At 28.9% G+C, this 24,329-nt stretch carries 23 protein-coding genes; 1 reads left to right on the forward strand and 22 read right to left on the reverse strand.

Going from position 1 to position 24,329, the window contains the following annotated elements:
- Window positions 1–72: 72 nt before the first annotated feature.
- A complete protein-coding gene (locus I2A66_RS05040; protein ID WP_122640055.1) occupies window positions 73–1,176 on the forward strand; it encodes a DEAD/DEAH box helicase in 1,104 nt (367 codons plus the stop codon).
- 89 nt (window positions 1,177–1,265) lie between these two features.
- Here the strand turns inward: I2A66_RS05040 and I2A66_RS05045 are convergent, their stop codons facing one another.
- The 22 genes from I2A66_RS05045 to I2A66_RS05150 all read right to left on the reverse strand — a co-directional run bounded on the left by I2A66_RS05045 (window position 1,266) and on the right by I2A66_RS05150 (window position 24,160).
- Window positions 1,266–1,568 (reverse strand): PTS sugar transporter subunit IIBC, encoded by a 303-nt coding sequence (locus I2A66_RS05045; protein WP_147516299.1) that lies wholly within the window; start codon window positions 1,566–1,568, stop codon window positions 1,266–1,268.
- A gap of 144 nt (window positions 1,569–1,712) precedes the next feature.
- Window positions 1,713–2,612: a ribose ABC transporter substrate-binding protein RbsB gene (gene rbsB / locus I2A66_RS05050; RefSeq protein ID WP_122640057.1), complete on the reverse strand. Its 900-nt coding sequence runs from the start codon at window positions 2,610–2,612 to the stop codon at window positions 1,713–1,715.
- A 15-nt stretch (window positions 2,613–2,627) separates the two neighbouring features.
- Window positions 2,628–3,596: a ribose ABC transporter permease gene (gene rbsC, locus I2A66_RS05055; protein WP_330566215.1), complete on the reverse strand. Its 969-nt coding sequence runs from the start codon at window positions 3,594–3,596 to the stop codon at window positions 2,628–2,630.
- Window position 3,597: 1 nt separating this feature from the next.
- Window positions 3,598–5,088 carry a ribose ABC transporter ATP-binding protein RbsA gene (gene rbsA, locus I2A66_RS05060; RefSeq protein WP_122640058.1) on the reverse strand — a complete coding sequence of 497 codons (1,491 nt, stop codon included), beginning with the start codon at window positions 5,086–5,088 and terminating at the stop codon, window positions 3,598–3,600.
- Entirely contained in the window at window positions 5,089–5,484 is a 396-nt protein-coding gene (rbsD, locus tag I2A66_RS05065) for a D-ribose pyranase (RefSeq protein ID WP_122640059.1), read from the reverse strand.
- A gap of 4 nt (window positions 5,485–5,488) precedes the next feature.
- Complete coding sequence (gene rbsK / locus I2A66_RS05070) at window positions 5,489–6,397, reverse strand: ribokinase (protein WP_147516298.1); 909 nt, start codon at window positions 6,395–6,397, stop codon at window positions 5,489–5,491.
- A 244-nt stretch (window positions 6,398–6,641) separates the two neighbouring features.
- Window positions 6,642–6,917, reverse strand: coding sequence for a hypothetical protein (locus I2A66_RS05075; RefSeq protein ID WP_122640061.1), 276 nt, complete (start codon window positions 6,915–6,917; stop codon window positions 6,642–6,644).
- Between the two features lie 120 nt (window positions 6,918–7,037).
- Complete coding sequence (locus tag I2A66_RS05080; protein ID WP_195251138.1) at window positions 7,038–7,673, reverse strand: HAD family hydrolase; 636 nt, start codon at window positions 7,671–7,673, stop codon at window positions 7,038–7,040.
- Between the two features lie 37 nt (window positions 7,674–7,710).
- The gene (locus I2A66_RS05085) at window positions 7,711–8,166 is read right to left on the reverse strand and encodes a YaiI/YqxD family protein (protein ID WP_147516297.1); all 456 of its coding nucleotides are present in this window, start codon (window positions 8,164–8,166) and stop codon (window positions 7,711–7,713) included.
- 148 nt (window positions 8,167–8,314) lie between these two features.
- Window positions 8,315–9,016, reverse strand: coding sequence for a DUF6198 family protein (locus I2A66_RS05090; protein WP_122640064.1), 702 nt, complete (start codon window positions 9,014–9,016; stop codon window positions 8,315–8,317).
- Between the two features lie 114 nt (window positions 9,017–9,130).
- Complete coding sequence (locus I2A66_RS05095) at window positions 9,131–10,444, reverse strand: TRAP transporter large permease (RefSeq protein ID WP_122640065.1); 1,314 nt, start codon at window positions 10,442–10,444, stop codon at window positions 9,131–9,133.
- Between the two features lie 22 nt (window positions 10,445–10,466).
- The gene (locus I2A66_RS05100; RefSeq protein WP_122640066.1) at window positions 10,467–10,976 is read right to left on the reverse strand and encodes a TRAP transporter small permease; all 510 of its coding nucleotides are present in this window, start codon (window positions 10,974–10,976) and stop codon (window positions 10,467–10,469) included.
- Between the two features lie 38 nt (window positions 10,977–11,014).
- Window positions 11,015–12,067, reverse strand: coding sequence for a TRAP transporter substrate-binding protein (locus I2A66_RS05105; RefSeq protein ID WP_207734732.1), 1,053 nt, complete (start codon window positions 12,065–12,067; stop codon window positions 11,015–11,017).
- Between the two features lie 195 nt (window positions 12,068–12,262).
- Complete coding sequence (gene uxaC / locus I2A66_RS05110) at window positions 12,263–13,687, reverse strand: glucuronate isomerase (protein WP_147516296.1); 1,425 nt, start codon at window positions 13,685–13,687, stop codon at window positions 12,263–12,265.
- Window positions 13,688–13,702: 15 nt separating this feature from the next.
- Window positions 13,703–15,190 carry a UxaA family hydrolase gene (locus I2A66_RS05115; protein WP_122640068.1) on the reverse strand — a complete coding sequence of 496 codons (1,488 nt, stop codon included), beginning with the start codon at window positions 15,188–15,190 and terminating at the stop codon, window positions 13,703–13,705.
- The gene (locus tag I2A66_RS05120; RefSeq protein WP_195251140.1) at window positions 15,174–16,667 is read right to left on the reverse strand and encodes a tagaturonate reductase; all 1,494 of its coding nucleotides are present in this window, start codon (window positions 16,665–16,667) and stop codon (window positions 15,174–15,176) included. Before I2A66_RS05120 ends, I2A66_RS05115 begins: the two co-directional genes overlap by 17 nt.
- A 30-nt stretch (window positions 16,668–16,697) precedes the next feature.
- Window positions 16,698–17,729 carry a sugar kinase gene (locus tag I2A66_RS05125; protein WP_195251141.1) on the reverse strand — a complete coding sequence of 344 codons (1,032 nt, stop codon included), beginning with the start codon at window positions 17,727–17,729 and terminating at the stop codon, window positions 16,698–16,700.
- Window positions 17,710–18,321: a bifunctional 4-hydroxy-2-oxoglutarate aldolase/2-dehydro-3-deoxy-phosphogluconate aldolase gene (locus I2A66_RS05130; RefSeq protein WP_122640071.1), complete on the reverse strand. Its 612-nt coding sequence runs from the start codon at window positions 18,319–18,321 to the stop codon at window positions 17,710–17,712. Before I2A66_RS05130 ends, I2A66_RS05125 begins: the two co-directional genes overlap by 20 nt.
- Window positions 18,322–18,675: 354 nt before the next feature.
- Entirely contained in the window at window positions 18,676–19,362 is a 687-nt protein-coding gene (locus I2A66_RS05135) for a GntR family transcriptional regulator (protein WP_122640072.1), read from the reverse strand.
- Between the two features lie 219 nt (window positions 19,363–19,581).
- Window positions 19,582–21,435 (reverse strand): ABC transporter ATP-binding protein, encoded by a 1,854-nt coding sequence (locus tag I2A66_RS05140; protein WP_147516293.1) that lies wholly within the window; start codon window positions 21,433–21,435, stop codon window positions 19,582–19,584.
- A complete protein-coding gene (locus tag I2A66_RS05145) occupies window positions 21,428–23,668 on the reverse strand; it encodes an ABC transporter ATP-binding protein (protein WP_195251143.1) in 2,241 nt (746 codons plus the stop codon). Before I2A66_RS05145 ends, I2A66_RS05140 begins: the two co-directional genes overlap by 8 nt.
- Entirely contained in the window at window positions 23,669–24,160 is a 492-nt protein-coding gene (locus I2A66_RS05150; protein ID WP_195251144.1) for a MarR family winged helix-turn-helix transcriptional regulator, read from the reverse strand.
- Window positions 24,161–24,329 lie beyond the last annotated feature (169 nt).

Here is a 24,329-nt window from a genome sequence, read left to right on the forward strand (position 1 = left end):
ATAAATAGTATTAATTAATCTAATATGATATTATAAATTAGTTAAAATAAATTGACATGAGAGGTAATTAAGATGAAATTTAAAGATTTAGGAATTAAGGATGATATAATAAATATTTTAAATAAAAATGGTATAAATACTCCTACTCCTATACAGGAAGAAAGTATACCATATATAAAAAATGGTAACGATGTAATTGCTCAAGCTCAAACTGGAACAGGAAAAACATTAGCTTTTCTACTACCTATATTTGAAAATATATCTACTAATTTAAATACAACTCAAGTTCTAATATTATCGCCTACAAGAGAACTTGCTATACAGATAAGTGAAGAAGCAAATAAATTAAATGAAGCAAAAAATATAAATATACTTGCTGCTTACGGCGGAAAAGATATTGGATCTCAAATAAATAAATTAAAGAAGAATATCCATTTAATTATAGCTACACCAGGAAGACTTTTAGATCATTTAGATAGGGGTACTATTGACTTAAGTAATATTAAAACATTTGTATTGGATGAAGCTGACCAAATGCTCTTAATGGGATTCAAAAATGAAGTCGAAGCTATACTTGCTAAGACATCTAAAAATCGTCAAACTTTATGCTTCTCTGCTACAATGAATTCTCAAGTTAAGAAATTAGCTTATAGATATATGATTAATCCTATAGAGATTTCTGTTAAGAAAACCGAGATAACTCTTGATAGTATAAAGCAAGAAGTTGTAGAAACTACAGATAGATGGAAGCAGGAATCTTTGTTTAAAGTTTTAAATGAAGATAATCCATTTATGGCAATAATTTTCTGTAGAACTAAAAGAAGAGTGGATGCATTAGAGGAAGCTATGGCTAGAAATGGATACAACTGTGCTAAGCTACATAGTGATATACAACAGTCAAAGCGTGAAAGAATTATGAAGTCTTTTAGAAATGCAGATATACAATATTTAATAGCTACAGACGTTGCTTCTAGAGGACTTGACATTAGTGGTGTTGATAATATATATAATTATGATATACCTGAAAGTGCAGCTGATTATGTTCATCGTATAGGTAGAACTGGTAGAGCTGGCAAGGGTGGTTATACTTGTATGTTTATAGATCCTAAGAATCTAAAAACTCTTGAAGAAATTGAAGAAACTATAAAATTTAAGATCCCTAGAAGAGAACTATAAAAAGAATAATCAATAAAATAGAGGTAAATATCAAGTTTGATATCTACCTCTATTTTATTTAACATAGTATTTCTTATTAAAGTAATAACTTAGTTCAAATCAATAGATATTTCATTTATAACATTTACTGGGTTTTCTATTAAGAATCTTGGTTCTACTTCATAATATTCATAATCTATAAACCTTTCTATTTCCTCTATCTCTTCTACACTTTTATCTATCGAAAATAAAATTGCATTTGAATTTCTTATATTTTCATCTGAAAGTTTATTTTTTATTTTATTGCCCTTTTGAAGTTCACAGTGTATTAAACATCCTAGTTTTTCACCTGCTTCTGTAAGTGCTTTTACACTTTCTTCATCATCACATACTGCCACTATATTTAAAGCCATTCTGTTTACCTCTTTCTTTAATATATATTATATATACCATTATAACCTATACTTTATTAAATTAATTATTAATTTAATAAATAAAAAACATAGACAAATTAATTAGATATTTACCCAGTTAATTTATCTATGTTTACTTTTAACTTAATTTTTAGTTATTAACTTTAACTCTACAGGTATAAAATCGTCTACTCTCTCACCTTTTAATACCTTATCTATAGCATTTACAGCTGTTTCACCTATCAATAATGGCTGTTGAGCTACTGTAGCTGCCATACTGCCTTTATTAACAGACTCTACTGCATCATCTGTTGCATCAAATCCAACTATAAGAACATCTTTCATTCCCATATCTTCTAATGCCTTTTGTGCCCCTAATGCCATTTCATCATTTTGAGCAAATACAGCATCTATATCTGTCTTAGATTGAAGTATATTTTCCATTACTGTAAGGCCTTGAGTTCTATCAAAATCAGCTATTTGTTTAGCTATTATCTTCATATTACTTTCTGATATTTTATCATCAAATCCTTGCCCTCTATCTCTAGCGGCCGATGAACCAGCAGTTCCTTCAAGTTCAACTATATTACCTTCTCCACCTAATTGATCTATCAAGTACTGCGCTGCCATAGCCCCTCCTACTGCGTTATCCGATGCAATATGAGTTACTACCTCTCCACCATTAGCTGCTCTATCCACGGTAACTACTGGTAAATCATAGTTGTTAGCTATCATAACTGATGCTACTGCTGAATCTGAGTCAACTGGATTTAAAAGAACAATATCTACGTTTTTTACTGTTAAATCTTCCATATTTGATACTTCTTTAGCTGGATCATTTTGAGAGTCTAAAACAACAACTTCATACCCCAGATCCATTGCTCTTTTCTCTATACCATTTTTTAAGTCTACAAAGAATGGATTATTTAAAGTCGATACTATAAATCCTATCTTTTTCACTCCACTTACTTCAGTTTTTTGACATCCAACTAAAGTCATGGCACTCATTATAACTGTTAATATTATAGAAAGAATCTTTTTCATTTTAGATTTCCTTTCTTAATTGCTTTTTCTATCTAAAAGTACTGCTAATAATATAACTGCACCTTTTACCATTGTTTGATAATATGATGATACGTCTAATATATTTAGAGCATTACTTAACACCCCTATTATTAGCGCACCTATTATTGTTCCTGTTATTTTACCTTTACCACCATTTAGACTAGTACCGCCTAAAACTACTGCTGCTATAGCATCAAGTTCATATCCTGATCCAGCTGTTGGTTGAGCTGAATATAATCTAGAAGTTATTATTACACCTGCTACAGATGCTAGTATACCACTTATTGTATATACCCATATTTTTATCTTATCAGTATTAAGACCTGATAATTTAGTAGCTTCTTCATTCGAACCTAATGCATATGTGTATCTACCCATTTTTGTATTATGAAGTATATAATAGCATACCATAAATACTACTATCATTATCATAGCTGGAGTAGGTATTCCTAGAATTGTACCTCCACCTATTTTTCCAAATGACATAGCTAGTTCATTACTTCCTAATGTTATAGGATTTCCATTTGTATAAACTAATGTTAGACCTTTTAGAACTGTCATAGTAGCAAGTGTTGCTATAAATGGCTGCAATTTTCCTTTTGATATTATAAATCCATTTAAAAATCCTACTATTGAACCTACTAATAGTGCTGAAATTACTGATATAATTGCATTTTGTCCGGAAACTAAAAGACTAGCACACACTGCTCCACTTATACCTAGTATAGATCCTACTGATAGATCTATTCCTCCTGTTAATATAACAAATGTCATACCTGCTGCTATTACAGCATTTACCGATGTTTGTCTAAGAATATTCATTATATTCTTTGGACTTAAAAATGAAGGATTAAGTACTGATACTATAGCTATTAGTAACACTAATCCTAATAAACTTTTATATTTAACTAATAATTCTTTTACATTTATATTTTTGCTTTCTGCTCTTGATGATATATCCACTTTATGCCTCCTTAGCTTCAACTGCACATTTTAATATTGATTCTTGAGTTGCAGATTGTATATCAAATTCTCCTGTTATTCTACCTTGGCTTAGAACAAGTATTCTATCGCTTAGTCCTAATATTTCTGGCATCTCAGAAGATATCATTATCACTGCTTTCCCTTGACTCTTAAATTCATTTATAAGATCATATATCTCTTTCTTAGCTCCTACATCTACTCCACGAGTAGGTTCATCAAGTATAAGAACATCAGGATGAGTCATAAGCGCCTTAGCTATTGCTATTTTTTGCTGATTTCCTCCACTTAAGTTTTTTATTAATTGATTCTCACTTGGAGTTTTTATTCTCATTCTTCCTATATAATCATTAACTCTTTCAAGTTCTTTTTTCTTATCAATTCTAAATAATGTTGACATTCTATTTAAAGATGATATAGCCATATTTTCTCTTACTGATAAATCTAATATTAATCCATCACCTTTTCTATCTTCAGATACATATGCTATTCTATTTCTTAATCCATCTTTTGCAGACTTATTATTTATTTCTTTATTTTTCATATATATTTTTCCATTAGTTTTTTTTAAGTGACCATATATAGTTTTTGCTAATTCCGTTCTTCCTGCCCCCATAAGACCTGATATTCCTAAAATCTCCCCAGCCTTAACCTCAAATGATATATTTTCTATATATTCATTGCAAAGATTTTCAACCTTAAGTACTGTATCCCCTTTTTTAGTCTCTAATCTTGGAAATTGATCTGTAAGCTTTCTACCTACCATCATTTCTATCATTTTATCTTCGTCTAAATTATCTAAGTCCTCTGTTCCAACAAACTTCCCATCTCTTAAGACAGTTATATAATCACAAATTTCAAATATTTCTTTTAATCTGTGTGATATATATACTAATGCTTTGCCTTCTTTTTTTAATTCATTTATTACATTAAATAAACTTTTAGTCTCTTTATCTGTAAGAGCATCTGTTGGTTCATCCATTATTATAATCTTGGCATCTAATGATAATGCTTTAGCTATTTCTACCATCTGTTGTTCTGCTATACTTAGATTTCCTACTAACTCTCTTGAACTAATAGTCATATTTAACTTACTAAGTAGTTCATCAGCATCACTATAAAGTTTTTTAAAATCAACTCCAAAACCTTTTTGAGGTTCACGACCTAAGAATATGTTTTCTCCTATACTTAAATCTGGTAATAAATTAAGTTCTTGATGTATTATAGCTATTCCCTTTTCTCCTGCATCTTTTGGGCCTTTTATATCAGTTTCTTCACCTTTATAAAAAATTTGACCACCATCTTTTTTATATACACCACTTAATATTTTCATAAGTGTCGATTTTCCTGCTCCATTTTCCCCCATAAGAGCCATTACCTTACCTTCATAAAGCTCTAAATTTACTCCATCTAATGCTTTTACACCTGGGAACTGCTTAACTATGTCTTTCATTTGTAAAATAGGGTTTTTCATTTAAAATACAACTCCTGATTTTAATATTATATTGGCATATGGAGTACATTCTCCAGTTCTTACTACTGCCTTACTTTCTTTAGTAATTTTTTTAAATTCTTCATGGCTAACCATTATAATTTTTATATTTTCAAACCTTTTTAATATTTCATTATATATATAACTATTTTTTTGAACTATCTCTTCAGCTATTATAATTTCTTCTACACATAATTCTTCTAAAACCGTATCTAATGTTTCTATGAATGATGGTACTCCATACTTAAGAGCTAGGTCTATTCTTTTTACACCGTCTGGTATAGGTAATCCACAATCACCTATAGTTAAACTATCTGTATGACCCATTTTTGATATAGTATATGAAACTTCACTATTTATAAGTTTAGTTTTTCTCATCCTTCTACCCCCTAAAATTTTGTACGTCTAATAATGTTGGTAATGAACTTTGTGCACCTTCTTTTTGAACACTCAATGCTCCTACCTTTGATGCAAAGTCCATTGCTTCTTCTATATTTTTTCCATTAGCAAATGCAACTGCTAATGCCCCAGTATAACTATCTCCTGCAGCAGTAGTATCTATAGCATTTACTTTATATGCTTTCTTAAACATAGATGACTCTTTATTTATATATAAACTTCCTTTAGAACCCAAAGTTACTATAAGTTCTTTTACACCTTTATCTATCATTATCTGTGAAGCTTTTTTGATATCATCTTCAGTTTTTATTTCTACACCACTTAATATTTCTAATTCAGTTTCATTTGGAGTTAATAAATCTACATTTGCTATTATTTCATCATCTAATTTAACAGCTGGTGCAGGATTTAATATTGTATATTTTCCAAGTTCCTTAGATTTTTTTAACGCATAATTTATAGTATCTATTGGAGTTTCAAGTTGTAATACAACTATATCACTATCCTTTATTCCATTTATGCTTTTATCAATATAATCTGTATCTACTTTAAAATTCGCTCCAGGTGCTACTACTATAGAATTTTCAGCATTTTTATCTACAGTTATCATAGCTACTCCAGTTGCTATATCTTCTTTATTTATATACTCAGTGTTTACATTGTCATTTTTTAAGGCATTTAGTAAAGTATCTCCAAATCCATCTCTTCCAACTTTACCTATCATATTTACTTTTCCACCAAGTCTAGCCATAGCAACAGCTTGATTAGCGCCTTTTCCACCTGGAACTTCTTTGAAATCTCCACCAATCACTGTTTGACCACCCTTAGGTCTATCATTTACCTTTACTACTAAGTCCATATTTAGACTTCCTATGACACATATATTTTTCACTGTACTCCTCCTAAAATCTTATTATCTTATTTTCTTACATTAATTAGAGTAACATATTAATTTTATTAGTGCAACATATTTCTTCATTTTTATTATTTTATAGACAATTTTCCCATTTCGTTAAATTTTTATTTAAAACTAAAATTAAATAGTATACACTTTTTATATGTACATACTCATATAAAAAGCTAAAAAGTTAATTTAAATATTCTTAATCGAACTAACCTTTTAGCTTTAATAATATTTAAATGTGTTTTATCATAAACTTTATTATTTCACATACTTCAAACTCTATTAAACAAAATAACTTATATATAACATGGCTTTTGGGTATATTCTCATCTCTTTCATCAATCCAGGTTCTTATTACTATATCTTCACTTTCATCATACTCTAAATTTAATATAGGTGTATCAAAATCTTTTATCTCTATACTAAACAAATATGTTTTACTTTTTTCATTATTGCATTCTTTAAAATAATGAATCTTTAATTTTTCATTTTCAAATAAAGCTTTCATATTTAATACCTCCAATTGTCAATTTAATTATATTTTATCCAAAAGCATACTATTTCATGGACAAAATATAATTTGATTAAATAAAAATGCTGATATAGAAAATAATCTATATCAGCATTTTTATAAATATAATAGTTCTGAAAAACTATCGATTACATGATTATACTCTTTTGTACTACCAAATCCATATCTAGCAAATATAAATCTAACTCCTGCTTTTCTTGCTGCTTCACCATCCATATGAGTATCTCCAACATAAATAGGATTTTTCAAATTATTTCTATTTACTATAAGCTTTATATTTTCTGACTTAGGTAAATTAGTTCTTCCTGGGCATTCAAAATCCTTAAAGTACTTGCAAAAACTGTTATACTCTAAAAAAGTTTCTATGTATCCATCCTGACAATTGCTAACTATAAATAGTTTATATTTTTTATATAACCTATCTAAGGTTTCTTCTATCTTATCATACAACTTAGCTCCATATTTTTTTAAGTATACATTTTCATATTTACCACATTCTTTTATAAGTTTTTCACGTTCTTCTTTATCTACATCAGGTAACATTTTTTCAGCAATATCTTCTAATCTAAGTCCCATATATCCTTTTAATTCATCTTCTGTTATTTCTTTTATTATATTTCTATTTTTAATTAGTACCTCGCTCCATGAGTTTGCAATTTCTTTAGTTGCATCCCACAATGTGCCATCTAAATCAAATATAATGCTATCAATATCTCTTTGTGTACCCAACATTCCCTTTTTCTCCTTTTAAATAAATTCTTTATTATTATTACTTATACTTAATTTTATATCCTTTACTTTTTAATAAATTAATTAATTCTATCTCAAATTTTTCATTATCTGCTTTCGTTCTTTTTTTAGGACCTTTTGTTCTTCCCCCACTTTTTCTTACTTTTTTCGATATATGCCTAGTAAAAAGTAGTTGGTCTATATTATTATTGCTATATATTAGTCCATTTTGATTTATAGCACTTGCCCCCTTAGATAGTACCATTGCTGCAAGACCATAATCTTGTGTGACTACGATGTCCCCCTTATCCACTTTATTTATAATTATAAAATCAGCTGCATCATTTCCTTTTGATACTACTATTGTCTCTACGTCATATCTTGATAAATTATGAGATGTGTCACATATTATAAGAATATCCTTTCCAAAGCTTTTTGTTACTCTTATACATATATCAATTACAGGACACCCATCTCCATCTACTATAAGTTTCATATTATCACCTTATTCTTTTTATTTATTATATATCTAATAATTACATTATATAAAAAAAGAGTACATATAAAAATAAATAACTTATTAAATAAAATACAGCATTAATTTAATAAATTTTTATAATAATATATACTCTTTAATCTCTATATTAATTTATATCTTGACTTACAACCTCATTATTTACCTCTCTATCTTTTCGATTGATAAATATTGGTTGAAAATAGTAATTTTTATCTACATAACTATTCACATTAGAAACCACTTTCCCAGTTATTAAAGCACATACAATAGTACCAATACCTATACCTTCAAATCTTTGTAAAAATACTATTGATAATACTATAGTTACTGCAAGACATGATAAGTCAAATGCTGTTTTGGCCTTTTTATAAGGTATATTTAAATTTTCAGGTAAGTCTCTCGTGAATGTATCTATAGGTAAAACAGGCGTTTTACACTTTAATAATAAAGACATGCCTACTGAAAGCATAGAAAAGCTCACTATAAAATAAATTATATTATAAAGTAATCCGTTTGGTAGTCTCTGCATAATGAATATATTACAAAAATCTATCATATTTCCAAATATTATTGCAAGAAAAAATGAAACAATATAACCTATTTTAAATTTTTTTGTTATTAAAACTAATATAAGTATTAATGTACACTGAAATATATAATTCCAACTCCCATATGTAATCTTATCAAATACAAGGCTTAATGTATATGGAACTGATGATATGGATGATATTCCAAATCCACTTTTAACCATAAGTGTATTAGCAAAACTATTAAAAACTAATCCTATAATCAGCGCTAACTCCCCAATAACTAATTTTTTCTCTTTCATAATCTTCCCTACTTTATGCGTTTTTATTTTATCTAACTAAATTTATTTTTTATAGAGAAACGGTAAACTCTACTTCTTTTGAGTTTACCGTTTCTCTATAAATCTTAATAAATATTATTCTATCATTCCCATTAATTTTGGAAGGAATAAACTTATTTGAGGTATAAATGTAACTAACATTAATACAACAAATATAGAAACATAGAATGGTAATATATTCTTTATTACGCCTTCTATCTTAGTTTTTGCTACTCTACACCCAACAAATAAAGTATTCCCTACAGGTGGTGTTATTGTACCTATACATAAGTTAAATACTAACATTATACCGAACTGTATTGTATCCATACCTAAATTTTGAGCTATAGGTAAGAATATTGGAGTAAATATTAATATAGCTGGAGTTAAATCCATGAAAGTACCAACTATTAATAGTAATATATTCATTATTAATAATATTACTATTGGGTTGTTTGATACACCTAATATTAAATTAGTTATGTAAGTAGGAACATTCGTAAATGCTAACACCCATGACATTATAGAAGATACACCTATTAAAAATACTATCATAGCTGTCATATTTATAGATTCTAATAATATTCTTGGTAAATCTTTTATTTTTATAGATTTATAAAATAACATCGCTAACATTAAAGAATAAACAACTGCTATAGCAGCTCCTTCTGTAGCTGTGAATATTCCGCCTATTATACCACCTATTATTATTACTATTAATGATAAACTTGGTAATGCATCTAAAAATATTTTTAAACCTTGTGCAAAAGTTATTTTTTCACCATTTGTCTTATATCCCTTTTTCTTAGCTATAAAGAATGCAACAACCATTACACCTAATCCCCATAATATACCCGGTATATATCCTGCCATAAATAATGCGGCAACTGATGTACCACCGCTAACTAGTGAGTATATTATTAAAGAGTTACTTGGAGGAATTAATAAACCTGTTGGTGCAGAAGCTATATTAACTGCAGCACTGAAATCTGTATCATATCCTGCTTCATCTTGAAGAGGAGCCATAGTTCCACCTATAGCCGCTGCTGCTGCTGTTCCCGAACCGCTTATCGCTCCAAATAACATATTTCCAACTACATTTGTATGAGCTAATGATCCTGGTAATTTTCCTGATAGCAGTGTTGCAAAATTAACTAATCTTATTGCTATACCACCATTATTCATTATTATCCCTGCTAATACGAAAAATGGTATTGCTAATAATGAAAATGAGTTAATTCCTGTAAATATACGTTGAGATGCTGTAAATACAGCATTTTCCCAAGGTAACGCTGTTAGTATAGATACAACTGAAGATATACCTATTGTAACTGATATTGGTATTCCTATTAATAATAAAACTGGAAATATTGCTATTAAAGCTAATCCTGTTTGTAATGCTAGTTCCATTGGCTTTCCTCCCCTAATTTAATTATGCCGTTTTAGTATTCTTATTCTTTACTTCTTTTCCACTTGATAGTTCTTTGATAATATCTGATATATTTAAAATATTATATATTATTGTTACTATTCCTGATAAAGGTAATGCAAGGTATATATATCCCATTGGGATTTGTAATGATGAAGACGTTTGCCCCATTGATAACTGAGACATTCTAAGACCTCCAAATACTAATACTAACGCAGCAAATAATATAACAACTATTTCTGAAAATAACTTAACCTTAGTTTGATTTCTTTCAGAAAGCTTATCCACTAAAAATGACATACGCATATGTTCTTGTTTTCCAAATACATATGCAGCTCCTAATAAGCCCATCCATACAAAGCAAATTAATACTAACTCTTCAGTTACAGTACTTGGCTTATTGAATATGTATCTTGATGCAACTTGCCATGTAGCAAATATAGTCATTAACGATAGTAATATACAGCATACAACTTCTAAAATTTTATCTAAACCTTTTCTAAGAGCTTCCATTTATATTCTCCTTTAATAATATATTTCACTAATATTTATTATTCCTGCTCAGATTCCACACTCGCATTCTTAGCTAGTATTTCATCTCCTTTTTCACGTATCTTATCATATACAGCTTTCATATTCTCATCTTTAGTATATTCAGCATGTAAATTTTTCATTTTATCTTGGAATGGTTTTATATCTGGGTAATAGAACTGAACCCCCATAGCTTCTGCTTTTTCTTTTGCTTCTGCTGCAGCATCTTCCCATAAGTCTACTTCAAATTTATTTGCATAACTTGCTGCTTCCATCACAATTTTAGCTTGTTCTTCAGTTAATTTATTATCTAGTAAATCTGTACTAGCGATTAATATATCTGGTAACATTGCATGCATGTTGTAAGAGTAATGTTTAGCAACCTCTCCGTGCTTATTATTAATTAATGCTAATTCATTATTTTCTGCACCATCTATAACATTTTGTTGTAATCCTGTATAAACTTCTCCAAATGACATTGGTGTTGGTGATGCTCCTAATGCTTGAAGCATTTTTACATTTGTAGGACTTGTTTGAACTCTTATCTTTAGACCTTTTAGGTCATCTGGTTCCATTATAGCTTTCTTAGTTGTATATATATTTCTTACACCCGCATCAAACCAAGTTAATCCTACAAATCCACTTTGTCTTGTTGATTCATATACAGAGCTCATTATATCTTCATCATTCATTACCGCATGATAATGCTCTGTACTATCCATTATGTAAGGTAAGTTAAAAACTGTGTAGCATTCATTAAATGCTTCTAATGTTCCCAGTCCTGCTATTACTAAATCTACAGCTCCAGTTTGAGATAGCTCTACAGCTTGAGATGTAGCACCTAGTAATTCATTTGGGAATATTTGTACATCGATTTCCCCATTAGTCTTCTCTTCTACGTATTTCTCAAATTCTAACATCGCCTTATGTTGAGGGTGTTCTTCATTTTGACCATGCGCAACTCTTACTACTTTAACTTTTTTTTCTGCCCCATCTACTTTATTGCATCCTACAGCCACAATTCCAATAGCTGCAGCTAGCAATAATGCAGTAATACGTTTTCCTATTTTCATCTAATATCCACCTTTCTCTATATATATTTCAACTTGAATGCTAGTATACTAGAATTCATCATGTTAATAATATAACATATTAACTTAAAATTTTCAATTTTTTATTAAAAAAAAATAATATTTTTTTAATAAAAAATTGAATTTTCATTAATTCCCCTAATTTTATTGAAATAAAATTAGAGGAATATTTAATTATTAATTACCTTTACAATACTTAGCAGCATTATTGTAACAAATATTTTCTATAATTTCCCCTAGAACTTCCATATCAGCTGGATACTCTCCATTTTCAACAAGTCCGCCTATATAATTGCATAAGATCCTTCTGAAGTACTCATGTCTTGTATATGATAAGAAACTACGAGAATCTGTAAGCATACCTACAAATTGACTTAATAAGCCTAATTGGGATAAAGCCATCATCTGTCTTTCCATTCCATCTTTTTGGTCATTAAACCACCATCCAGAACCGAATTGTATTTTACCTGCTATTCCTCCACCTTGGAAATTACCTAGCATAGTTCCTAGTACTTCATTATCTTTTGGATTTAGACAGTATAATATCGTTCTTGGAAGTTTATCCTCTCCATCTAATGTATCTAATAGTCTAGATAAAGGCTGAGCTACTTCACCATCATCTATACTATCGAATCCAACATCTGGACCTAATTTTTTATACATTCTAGTATTATTATTTCTTAACGCTCCTATATGTAACTGCATAACCATATTGTGTTTAGCATATATTCTACCTAAATTAACCATAGTTAAAGTAGCATATTTTTCTATTTCATCCTGAGTTAATTCTTCTCCATTTATAGCTTTTACAAATATTTCATTTACTTCTTCTTCATTAGTATTCTTAAAGTAAACCCTATCCATAGCATGGTCAGTTATTGTACAACCATTTTCTACGAAGAACTCTATTCTCTTTTCTAAAACTTTCATAAGCTCTTTATAGCTAGTTATTTCAATATCTTCAGTAACACCTAATACTTTTATATATTCAGCAAATCCTTCATTACCTATTTTAACTGCTTTATCAGGTCTTAATGTCGGTCTTACTTCACAGTCAAAACTTTCATCTTTTGCTATTTGTATATGGTATTTCAGGTCATCTGCTGGATCATCGGTAGTTGCTATATACTTAACATTTGATTTTTTTATTATACTTCTTGCACTAAAGTTATCACTTTGTATAACTTCATTACATCTATTCCATATCTCTTCTGCATTCTTTTCACTTAATGTTTCCTCTACACCAAAATATGTTTTTAATTCTAAGTGAGACCAGTGATATATAGGATTTCCTATTAAATAAGGCATAGCTGTTGCAAATGCTTTAAACTTTTCAAAATCACTTTTACTTCCAGTTATATATTCTTCATCTATACCAAAGCTTCTCATAGCTCTCCATTTATAGTGGTCACCATATAACCATATTTCTGTTATATTATTATACTTTTTGTCTTCAGCTATTTCACTTGGTATTAAGTGACAATGAAAATCGAATATTGGCATATTCTTTGCATGTTCATGATATAAGTATTTAGCTGTTTCATTTTGTAATAAAAAGTCTTCATCCATAAATTTTCTAACTTTTGTAAGTTCTTTTAACATATTTAACTCCCCCTATTATAAAGTTACACCATCTTTTAATATTGATATTTCTCTATATCCATATTGCTCATTTTTAGCTATGTACTCTCCTGATGCTGTATCAAGTATTAACTTAAAGAATGAGTCATCTACAGATTGAGTATCTTTTGTTTCTATTAATTCACCAGCATTAAAATCTATCCAGTGCTTCTTCTTATTATATAAGTCTGTATTAGTAGATATTTTTAGTGTTGGCACTGAACCTCCAAATGGAGTTCCTCTACCTGTTGTAAACAATACCATATGAGCTCCTGCAGCAGCTAGAACTGTAACTGCAACTTGATCATTCCCTGGACCATACAGTAAATTAAGACCTGTTTTTTGTGCTCTTTCACCATATCCAAGTACATCTGTTACTATAGCTTTTCCACCTTTTTGAACACAACCTAATGACTTTTCTTCTAATGTTGTTATTCCACCCTTTTTATTACCTGGAGATGGATTTTCATATATAACTTGATCATATCTCATAAAGTATCTTTTGAAGTCATTTATTAAATCAACACTTTTATCAAATACATTTTTATCAACAGCTCTGTCAAATAATATAGTTTCAGCTCCAAACATCTCAGGTACTTCAGTTTGTATAGAAGTTCCTCCTAATGAAACTATTTCATCTGATAGTCTTCCTAACAATGGATTAGCAGTTATTCCTGAAAATGCATCTGAACCTCCACACTTAAGACCTATCTTTAATTTAGATATGTGAACATCTTCTCTTTTAAATTTAGAAGCATAGTCAACTAACTCTGATATCAGCTTTTTTCCTTCCTCAATTTCATCTTCAACATCCTGTATATTTAAGAATTTTATTCTATTGTGATTTATAGGCTCTAAGATTTCTTTAAAACTTGCTAGTGTATTATTTTCACACCCAAGACCTACTACTAAAACTCCCGCTGCATTTGGATGATTAACTAATCCTGCAAGTATATTTCTTGTATTTTCTAAATCGCTTCCTAATTGAGAGCATCCATGTGGGTGTTCAAAATAGTGCACTCCATCAACTTTATCATTTATAAGTTTATTTCCTTCTTTAACTAACAATGCACATGTTTTATTTATACAACCTACTGTATTTATAACCCATATTTCATTTCTAATTCCAACATCTCCATTTTCACGAACATATCCTTTAAAGTAGATGTCTTCATTTTTTTTGTCATATTTTAAATCATTTTTGTTAAATTCATAATCTAGTATTCCATCTAATCCTGTACCCATATTGTGAGAGTGTATCCACTCTCCAATTTTTATATCTTCTTTAGCCTTACCTATACTGTATCCGTATTTTAATACATCATTCCCCTTATGTATTTCTTTTACTGCAACCTTATGTCCCTTTGGTGTATCTTGTAATAATTTTATCTCTTTATCTTCTATGCTGATGATGTCCCCTTGGACACCATCAGCTAATAATACAACTACATCGTCTTCCTTATTTATCTTAATGAACTGGCTCATATTCCTTCTCCATTGCTTGTAATTTTTCAGTTACAACTTCCACTATATTTAAATATTTAGTTAAGTCTTCTCCCCAAAGTTTATCTTCACTTAATACATATCTTACATACTCTTCATTTTTTTCTTCAAACTTGGAGTTTGCATTCTCCATAAATTCTAATACTTCTGGAGTATCAAATACTTTATATTCATTTCCATTAAAGTCATATCCAACATATCCATTTTCTCTCTTACTTATTTGATAGAATCTTAAAAGCCCTGCTAAACCTATCATCATATTTTCTGGAAATTTATTATTATCTTCTATAAATGACTTTATGGTTGGCCATAATCTATTTTGGAATTTAGATACTGAGTTCATAGATATAGACTCTAACTTATGTTTTATATGTGGATTTCTAAATCTTCCAAGAACTGTTGATGCAAATTCTTCTTTATTTCCAGTTTTATTTTTTAATGAAGGTAATATCTCTTTTTGTAATGTTTCATTTAAGTATTCTTTCATTTGCTCATTTTCAACAACTTCATCAACTTGGTTAAATCCTTTTAATATACTTTGAGGGGTGATTAATGTATGTGATCCATTTAGTATTCTTACCTTTAATAGTTGAGTATCATGTAAAGATTCTAACCATTGAACATTAAGCCCTGATTCTTTTAGTGGTAATATTTTATCTAATTCTTCACTTCCTTCTATTGCCCATAAGAAGAACGGCTCACACATAGACATTGCTTCATCTTTATATCCAAATCTATCAAAATAAGCTTGAGAATCTTCTCTTGGATAACCTGGAACTATTCTATCAACTAAGTTATTTAAGAATACACAATTTTCATTAACCCAAGCTTTAAATTCTTCTGAAGCTCCGAAATCTTCAGCATGTTTTGCTACAAATTCTTTTAATACTCTCCCATTTTCTGCTACCAATTCACAAGGGAATATAAGTAATTTCTTAGAAATATGTCCTAATGTATTAAATCTATGCATTAAGAACGCTGTTAGTTTCCCTGGATATAACCCTTCTGTCGCAACGTTTTCTAAGCTAACATTTTTATATGCAAGTCCAGCTTCTGTTGTATTTGATATTACTACATCTAAGCTTTCTTGCTCTGCTATATTCATAAAAGTATCCCATTCTACATTATAATTGAATACTTTTGAAAATACAGATATTATATCTTGTTCGAATATTTCATTATCTCCCTTAAACCCTCTTTGTACCACTGTATATAGTTTATCTTGAGAGTTTAATGTATTAATCTTTCCATCATAGTTTAAAGGACAAGTTAATGCTATTGAACCATTGTAGTTCCCTTTCTTTATAGCTTGATCTACCATCCAGTCAAAGAATGACATTAAAAAGTTTCCTTCTCCTACTTGCATTATTTTTACTGGGCTATTTAATACTTTTTCATGATGTTCTCTTTGTGATTGAGTTAAGCAATCCATGCTTAGACTTCTTAATTCTTTACTCATATAAATAATTCTCCTTAAAATATATTTATTTTATCTTTTTATATTTTCTATCCCTAAATTCATAAGTGTTTCAACATCTTCTAGTGAAACTAAATTTATATCACCTTGTATACTATGCTTTAAAGAGCTTGCACAAGTCGCAAATTCAACTACATCATCATTCTTCATTTTATTTAATAGTCCATGTAGTATACCTGCTGTATAAGAATCTCCTCCTCCAACTCTATCTAATATATCAAAAGTATATACCTTTGACTTACTTAAATTTTCTCCATCAAATAAAAATCCTTGTAAAGAGTTGTTACTTACTGAGTTTACTTTTCTTTTAGTGCAACTAGCGTATTGTAAGTTCGGATATTTTTCAAATAATTTCTTATATAAATCACTTAAGCTATCTTCAAACTTTTTAGATTCTGATATCTCATATTTTAGTATATTTTTAAAATCTAATATTCCTAAAAATGCAATGTCTACAAAAGGAAGTATATCTAACATGAACCTTCCAGCATCTTCAAGACTCCATAGCTTTGATCTATAATTAGAATCATAAGATACTACTATATCTCTTTTTTTAGCTTCTTTAGCTATCTCTAGAGTTAAACCTTTAAGTTCTTCACTTAGTGCAGGATTTATACCCGACATATGTACTAACTTAACATCTTTAAGTATTTCTTCGATTTCAAATTCATCTTTTTTAGCAAGTGATATTGCTGAATACTTTCTGTCATAAGTCACTTTAGAATTTCTAAGTCCATTACCTTGTTCTAAGAAGTATATACCAAGTCTTCCTTCACCTTTTGTAACATCTTTTGTACATATTCCAAAAGAATTTAAATCCTTTATTACTTTTTCACCTAATGGATTGTTTGGCACTTTGGTAAGAAACTTAGTATCATGATCAAACATACTTAAACTACAGATAACATTTGCTTCTCCACCAGAATAAGTTGCTTCAAAAGAATTTGCTTGTATTATTTTTTGATGATTAAAAGGTGTAAGCCTTAGCATAACGTCTCCAAATCCTAATACTTTTCCGTCATCTTTAACTTCTAATCTTTTCAATTTTATTTACAAACTCCTTAGCTAAATTTTCTATATCTTCTAAGCTACCTGCATTGAATAGTGAACTTCCAACTCCAACACAAGAAACCCCCATTTTAAACCATTCATCTATATTATCTATACTAACTCCACCAGTTGGCATTATTTCAACATGAGGTATTGGAGCCTTTAGTGATTTAACATATTTCGCTCCAAACATATCACCAGGGAATAACTTAACCATTTTATTTCCTTTTTCTAATGCATTCATTATTTCAGTAACAGTCATGCAACCTGGTAGGTATATTACTCCTAGTTCTCTACATACATCATTAACCTCATCAGAAAACCCTGGACTAACTACGTACTCAGCTCCTGCTTCAATAGCATCTTTAGCCATCTTTTTATTGAGCACACTACCTACACCAACTAATGCATTTTTATATTTAGATTTAACTTCAGTTATAAGTTCCACTACATTAGGTATTGTATAAGTAAGTTCTAATGCTTTAATTCCTCCATTTAAGCATGCTATTATATATCCCATTGCTTCTTCATGGTCGTTAGCTCTAATAACAGCTACAATTCCTTCATCTTTTATTTTTTCTAACATAGAACCCCCTCTATTTATCTTGTATACCAATTTTTTTATAAAAAAATATACTTTTTATTTTCTAAAATATATTTTAATAAAAATTTATGATATCCGTTGATTTTAAAGTATTTTCCATAATCTAAAAATAATATTGCCCTTATTTATAAATGAATAAGTTCTTACATTATTTTTATGAAAGCTTTTTCTTGTATACCAATATAGTATTATTATACATCACAACATTATTTTTTCAATATTTTTTTGTTATTTTTTTATTAAATTATTATAAATTAATAATTTGTATACAAGATCTATATGAAAAAAATAAGAAATCAAATTATATACAAAATAATCCAACTTCTTATTTAAATTTTATTTAAAATATTTAGACATTTCCCCATCATATTTTCTTATGTAGTCCCAACTTTTCATAGAGAACTTCATATGCTCATCTATCAAAGAGTCTACTCTATCTTTATCTTTATTCTTTATTACATTTAAAAACTCTTCATGTTGTTCAACTACAGATCTTTTAGAATCCTTTTTCTGAGTTAATAATCTTAATCTATTATAATGTGTGCTTATATTTAATATACTCTGCCAAATATGCTCCTTTTTAACACCTTTAAATAGTAACTCATGGAAACATGTGTCTAACTTATGGAATTCATTTTCTCCACCATCTATATCTGCTATTATCCCTTGAGCAAAAACATTTTTTTCTAGTTCTAACATAACGCTATTAGGGAAATCTTCACAGGCTAATTTTAAAACTTTTTCTTCTACTGCAAACCTCATAAATATCGCTTCTTCTATTAAGTCCATATCTATTAAAGATACATATGTTCCAGATTGAGGTTTAACCTCTATTAAGTGTTCATTTTTCAACTTCATTATAACTTCTCTAATAGGAGTTCTTGATAAATCTAATTTTTCAGCTAACTCAAGTTCACTTAATAGTTCGCCTGGTTTTAATTCTAAAGACATTATATTATCCTTTAATACTCTATATGCATATTCTTTTCCGGTTTCCTTTTCATTTCTTTCGTACAATATCAACTAAATTCACTCCCTAACCTTAACGCTATCAGTTCCTACTTTTTTAATTCTTATTACTAGTATACTAGATTTATATAATAATTCAATATATATTAAAGAAGGTGAATAAATCTTTTATTAAAACGTAAAAAATTTATTCACCTTCTTAGCTGTTATGTTTATTTATATTGTAAAGCTTATATTATTTTAATTTATATTCTTTAATTAATCAATATTAAATTATATAGCTTCATCTTTTTCAAATTGAGAGTTATATAAATTTGCATAGAATCCATTTTTCGAAATTAAAGTTTCATGATTTCCTATTTCTATTATATCTCCTTCATTCATAACTAATATTAAATCCGCATTTTTTATAGTAGATAATCTATGCGCAATTATAAAACTAGTTCTATTTTCCATAAGATTATCCATAGCTTTTTGAATTAATATTTCAGTTCTAGTATCTACTGAACTTGTGGCTTCATCTAGTATAAGTATTTTAGGATCTGCAAGTATTGCACGAGCAATTGTAAGTAATTGTTTTTGGCCTTGAGATACATTGCTTGCTTCTTCATTTAATACCATATTATATCCATCTGGTAATGTTTTTATAAAATGATGAACATGTGCAGCTTTTGCCGCTTCTATAACCTGCTCGTCAGTTGCATCTAATTTACCATATCTAATGTTATCTTTTATACTTCCATTAAATAACCATGTATCTTGTAAAACCATACCAAATAATTGTCTCAATTCACTTCTATTGAAATCTTTTACATTATGATTATCAATTAGTATTGCACCAGAGTTAACATCATAGAATCTCATAAGTAATTTTACTATAGTTGTTTTACCAGCTCCTGTAGGACCTACTATAGCTATTTTTTGTCCAGGCTTAACATGTGCTGTAAAGTCTTTTATTATTACTTTATTAGGATTATATCCAAATCTAACATGTTCAAAATCAATTCTACCTTCTAACCCTTCAATACTAACTGCATTTTCTACAAATTGATCTTCTTCTTCTTCATCTAAAAATTCAAATACTCTTTCTGCAGCAGCTGCCGTAGATTGTAATAAATTAGTAACTTGAGCTACTTGTGACAGCGGTTGAGTGAAATTTCTTACATATTGTATAAACGACTGGATGTCACCGACTTCTATAGTGTTTCTTATTGCTAACCATCCTCCAAGTATTGCAACAACAACATATCCTAAATTTCCTACAAACATCATTAATGGTTGCATTATACCTGATAAGAATTGTGATTTCCATGCTGATTGATATAAAGTATTGTTTAATTTATCAAATTCCCTTATAGCCTCATCTTCACCATTGAATACTTTAACTATGTTATGACCGCTATATAATTCTTCAACTTGACCATTCACATGTCCTAGATATTCTTGTTGAGCTTTAAAGTATTTTTGAGATCTTTTTATTATTAATGATATTAATATCATTGATATAGGTAGTATAATTAATGTAACGCCAGTCATTAACCAACTTATAGATAACATCATTATTAATACACCTATAATTGTAGTTACTGATGTTATCAATTGAGTCATACTTTGATTTAAACTCTGACTTAAAGTATCTATATCATTAGTTATTCTAGATAATACTTCTCCATGAGTTTTACTATCAAAATACTTCATAGGCATTCTATTTATTTTTTCTGATAATTCATTTCTTAAGTTATATGCTACTTTCTGAGATATTCCACTCATAACAAATCCTTGTATAAATGAGAATATAGCACTTAATATATACAATGCAATTAAAATAAGTAATATTCTACCTATTGCATCAAAATCAATTCCTGCTCCCGTTGTACCTGAAACTTTAGCAACTAATCCTTCATATATTTTAGTTGTAGCTTTCCCTAGTATTTTAGGACCAACTACAGAAAAAGATACACTACCTATTGCAAAAATCACAACTAAAATTATAGAAAGTTTAAATTTACCTAAGTATCCCATCAATGTTTTCATAGTTCCTTTAAAGTCCTTAGCTTTTTCCCCTTGAACTTTCATAGGACCGTGTCCTCCCATAGGACCTCTTCTTGGTCTTTGATTATTACTCATTAGCTAGCTCCTCCTTTGACAGTTGTGATAAAGCTATTTGTTTATAAACTTCACAATTTTTTAAAAGCTCTTTATGAGTTCCTATACCTACTATTTTACCTTCATCAAGTACTACAATTTGTTCAGCATGTAATATAGTACTTATTCTTTGAGCAACTATTAATATAGTACTTTCTGAAATTTCTTCCTTTAATGCTTTACGAAGTTTTGAATCCGTTTTAAAATCTAGAGCTGAAAAACTATCATCAAATATATATATCTCTGGATTTTTAGCTATAGCTCTTGCAATAGAAAGTCTTTGCTTTTGACCACCAGATACATTGTTACCACCTTGTGATATTTCTGTATCATATTTTTCAGGCTTAGAATCTATAAATTCTGTAGCTTGAGCTATCCTTGATGCCTTAATTATATCTTCTTCTGTTGCATCTTTCTTGCCATATCTTAGATTTGAATCAATAGTACCTGAGAATAATACCCCTTTTTGAGGTACATATCCTATTTTTTCTCTTAAATCATGTTGTGTTACATCTTTTATATTAACACCATCAACTAATATTTCACCTTCTGTAACATCAAAGAATCTAGGTATTAAGTTAATTAGTGTAGATTTACCACTACCAGTACTTCCTATAAATGCAGTAGTTTCTCCTGGATTAGCAGTAAAGTTAATATTTGTAAGTATGTCTTCTTCTGCATCAGGATATCTAAATGATACATTTTTAAATTCAACAACACCTTTTTTCTCAGTGTTAAATTCAACTGCCTTTTTAGGATCTTTTATAGAAAGATCTGTATTTATGACTTTATCTATACGATCAAGTGATACTAATGCTCTTGGTAACATAACTGATACCATTGATATCATTAAGAATGACATTACTATTTGCATTGTATATTGTATAAATGCCATCATGTCTCCAACTTGCATACTTCCACTGTCTATACTGTGTGCACCATTCCAAACAATTATAACTGTAAGAGCATTCATTATGAACATCATTGCTGGCATCATACATGACATGACTCTATTTACAAAAACATTAACTTTAGTTAAATCTTTATTAGCTTTTTCAAATCTCTTTTCTTCATACTTCTCTGTACTAAATGCTCTTATTACTGGAAGACCTGTAAGTATTTCTCTACTTACTAAGTTAACTCTATCAACTAAACTTTGTAATATTTTAAATCTAGGCATAACAACTAAGAACATTATAATTACTAAAACTAAAACAGCTGCTACTCCTACACCTATTATCCATGTCATTGATGTATTAGTTTGTAATACTTTTAAAACTCCTCCTAATCCTAGTATAGGGGCATAGAATACAATTCTTAAAAACATAACCATCATAGTTTGAACTTGTTGTATATCATTTGTACTACGTGTAATTAATGATGCAGTTGAGAATTCTGTTATTTCTTTATTTGAAAATGACATAACCTTTTTAAATACAGAACTTCTTAAGTCTTTACCTAATGTTGCAGCAACCTTTGCTCCCAATAACCCAACTAATACCGATGCCATCACACTTAATAGCGTTATTCCAAGCATTATTAGTCCTGTTCTTATTATATAGCTATTTTGTAATTTTTCTATATTGACACCTATAGCCTCATATTCACCTTTTACATAGTTTATAGCACTTTGTTCAACCATCGTTTCTGGTAAATTATCAAATGTTTTATCCATTTCATTTATAATACTATCTAAATTTTCTTTAGGTATTGATGATAATATTGTAAATAAATCTATATCTTCAGTTTGAGACTGTGGAGGAAGATTAGCCATTAACTGCTTCTTCATAATATCAACTTGATCTCCACCTTTTTCAATTCCAGATACTATTAATATAGGTTTTGATAATATATTATTTAATTCATCTATAGTATCTTTATCTGTGGTATTTAACTCATAAAGATTTTCTTCTTCTAATATTGAATATTCTTTTAACTCACTATCTGATAATGTATCTTTCCTTAACAATTTATAATTATCTAATACAGTCCCCTTATCCGATGAATTTAAGAATATCATAATCTTATCTAATTCACTTTTTCTTATTATTTTAGGAGCTGCATTTTCTACACCTCCCTGTTGTATACCAACATTTACAATATTAGATGTATAATCTGGTAGCGAAAGTTCACATACTGCTTGACCTACTAGTAATGTAACAATAAATATTATAGATAGGGTTGATTTTTTAAGATACTTAACTAAATTATTCACTTACTCATCCTCCTTTAACTCTTGGTTTTCCTTTTTTATTTCAACAATACTGTCATACATTTTTTTAAATAAACGTATCATTTCATCAGTATCTTTTTCACCCATTTTTTCAACAACTTTTTGAGTAAATTCTTCAAACATCTGATTTTCTTTAATAAGTATTTCCTCACCTGAATTTGTTAAGTTGACATAAACAACTCTCCTATCTGACTTATCTGCAACTCTCTCAACAAATCCTTTTTCTTCTAATGTATTTATAAGCTTTGATATTGCTGGTTTTGTTATCATAGAATATTTACTTAAGTCCGATGCTTTTACCCCTTTAAAAAATTGACCATTGGAATTATTATGATCTTTTAAACAATTTATTGCCTTTAAAAGCATAAATTCTCTATTAGGCATAGTTCTTTTTCTAAATCCATGGTGAGTTAATTTATTAATCCGTGTTATGACGCTTAATAACTCTCTAGATTTATCTTCAAATACATCCATTTATTATATTCACCTCCATATATTAATTGCCACTAATAATAGTTAACTATGATAACTTTTATTATAGTTAACTATTATATTATAGTCAATATAAACTTATACTCCCTATAAATTTAATTATTTCCATACATTAATTTATAAATAGCATAAACATAAAAAATATTTCACA

The organism is Romboutsia sp. 1001713B170207_170306_H8 (assembly GCF_015550495.1).
Lineage (GTDB): Bacteria > Bacillota > Clostridia > Peptostreptococcales > Peptostreptococcaceae > Romboutsia_E.